Below are 2,618 nucleotides of genomic sequence, written 5' to 3'. Positions count from 1 at the left end.
CCGGATGCCTGGAAATCGGGCACGTCCGGTTCGGGAGGCGGTTCGGGGAAACCCACCGACGGCAACGTCGGCAGGGCGCCCCGGACCGACCTCACCAGCTGGCCGAGTACGCCGGCCACACCACCCCCGACGGCCTCCAGCACCTGCTCGCCGGCGCCCGCTGGAACGCGGACGAGATCCGCGACGAACTCCAGCACTGCGTCGCCGAACACCTCGGCGAGAACGACGGAGTCCTGATCATCGACGACACCGGCTTCGTCAAGAAAGGCACCACCTCCGCCGGTGCGCAACGCCAGTACTCCGGCACCGCCGGCCGCACCGAGAACTGCCAGATCGGAGTCTTCGCCGCCTACGCCACCAGCCGCGGACGGGCCCTTGTCGACCGCGAGCTCTACCTGCCCAGGTCCTGGACCGAGGATCGGGACCGCTGCCGCGCGGCGAAGATCCCCGACGAGCGGGAGTTCCACACCAAGGGCCAGCTCGCCAAGGCCCTGGTCCTACGCGCACTTGCCTCCCCGCTGCCCATCGCCTGGGTCACTGCCGACTCGGCTTACGGACAGGAAGGACGCTTCCGCCGACTGCTGGAACAGTCCGGTGTCGGCTATGTCCTGGCAGTGCCCAAGCCCCAGTTCAGCGTGGGCTGCAACCGCATCGACCGGCTGTTCTCCCAGGCCCCGGCCGACGCCTGGCAGCGGATCTCGTGCGGTGCCGGCGCAAAGGGACCGCGTATCTACGACTGGGCGGCCATCCGGCTGCCCGCCGTGGCGGAGTTCGACTACCAGGGCGAGGTCCAGGTCCGCCAGCGGTGGGCACTGGCCCGCCGCAGCCTGAGCAGGCCCGACGAGATCGCCTACTACCTCGCCTACTCACAACTCGAAACGACTGTTGAGCAGTTGGTGCGAATTGCCGGGATGCGCTGGGCGATCGAGGAGTGCTTCCAGACTGCGAAGAACGAATGCGGCCTGGATCAGTACGAGGTCCGTCGCTACACCGGCTGGATGCGGCACATCACCCTGGCCATGCTCGCCCACGCCTTCCTGGCCGCGATGGCGGCGGCATCAAAGGGGGCTGCAGAAACGGTTCCCGCGCCTTGGTGGACCTCACCGCGGCAGAGATCCGGCGGCTCCTGGCGGCTGGCCGCCCCCACGGGCCGCGTCCGCCACGGTGCTCGCCCCGCGCTCACTCCTCGAACTGGTCCACCTGGCGCCGACAACGCCAGGCCATCGCCCGCCGCTGTCACTACCAACGTCGGCTGCACACGATCGAGGGGCGATCTCATGAAGACCGTCCCTGATGGGACATCAGGCCGCTACACTCACCGCCACCAGGCCGCTGACCAGGACATACGGAGAACTCTCACTGGAGTATTAGTACTGCAACCGCACTTGATCATGATTGCCTCGGCGGGTGATTGATCTTGGGGTGGGGCAGGTCGAGGAGTGGAAGGCGGCGGTGGCGGGGTTGCATGCCCGCTTTGCATCGCGTTTCACCAGATCGGAGCCGCGAGGGCGGGCGCTGGAGTACATGGCCGCGTTGATCGCCGCTCGTCCCCGCCGGCAACTGCCGGCGTACCGCTCCGGCAGGCGGTCAGTGTGGCGGGAACGGGGCGTGCGGAGTCGTGCAGTGCGCCCCGTGCGGTGCAAGTTCCGTGGTTGGAGCGACTGTTGGGTGCGGTGGTGTTCCGAACGTTGGTCCATACGGGTTATTCGATCGGGGGGGTATGGCCTTGGCCGGCCGGTGTAGTTGTAATGGCAGTGACCGACTGTGGGGTGCCCATTCCCCTGTCGGGGCGTCGGGGTGGTGATCGCTTGACGGGTCACCGTCCCCATACACGGGCACCCTGACAGGTGGAATTCGTCGGCCGTACCATCTGGCGCGGCCGTGTTCGGGCAGCCCCACTCCCGACTCGCTCAAGGGGCTGCTCACATGGCAGTAACCATCGTTCCCACTCCCGTGGCGGCGTGTTCCGCCTTCACCGCCACGGCCACCGGCGCGCCCGCGGCGGCCGCCACCGCTGTCTTCTTCTATGACGGCGCCGCCCCGCAGTCGCTGCCGGTGGTCGCCGGCGCCGCCGGACCGGTGACGTTCACGGCTGTCGGCTCCGGCGCGCAGCTGGTCCTGGTGACCTACCTGAATGCCGTCGCCACGGTGGTCGCGGTCGACAGCGGCACGGTCACCGTCGACGCGGCGCCGGCCGGGACCATCTCCACGACGCTGTCGATCGCCGTCGGCGGCCTCGTGACCGCCGAGACCACCCTGACCTGCAGCGCCGGCCTGATTTCCGTCAACGGCACCCTGACCTACACCCTGCCGGGCGGGGCCACGGTCACCGCCCCGGTGGTCAACGGCGTGGTCGGTCCGGTCGGTCTGGGACTGTCGCTGACGGCCGGTCAGGTGGTGGGGGTCAGCTTCACCCCCTCCGCCGGCACCTGTGCGGCCTGCACCTTCGTGCCGATCACCGTCACCGTGCCGGCGCCGTCGACCTGTTCGGTGGTCATCATCCAGCCGGTGGTCGGCCCGATAGTCGCCGGCCAGCCCGCCGTCGTGTCCGCGGTGGTGCTGTGCAACGGCGTGCCCGTTCCGGGTGCGACGGTCACCTTCAACGGCGACGGGGCCAC

General features: G+C 69.2%; 2 pseudogenes. Both read left to right on the top strand.

What is annotated here, in order from left to right:
• Positions 1-8 precede the first annotated feature (8 nt).
• Positions 9-1,085, top strand: a pseudogene (locus tag ACIOJE_RS34620) (IS701 family transposase); the annotation flags it as partial.
• Positions 1,086-1,926: 841 nt separating this feature from the next.
• A pseudogene (locus ACIOJE_RS34615) lies at positions 1,927-2,618 on the top strand (hypothetical protein); the annotation flags it as partial.

The organism is Kitasatospora sp. NPDC087861, assembly GCF_044742585.1.
Lineage (GTDB): Bacteria > Actinomycetota > Actinomycetes > Streptomycetales > Streptomycetaceae > Kitasatospora.
The sequence above is the reverse complement of the archived record's forward strand: the minus strand, read 5'-3'. Positions and strand labels throughout refer to the sequence as shown.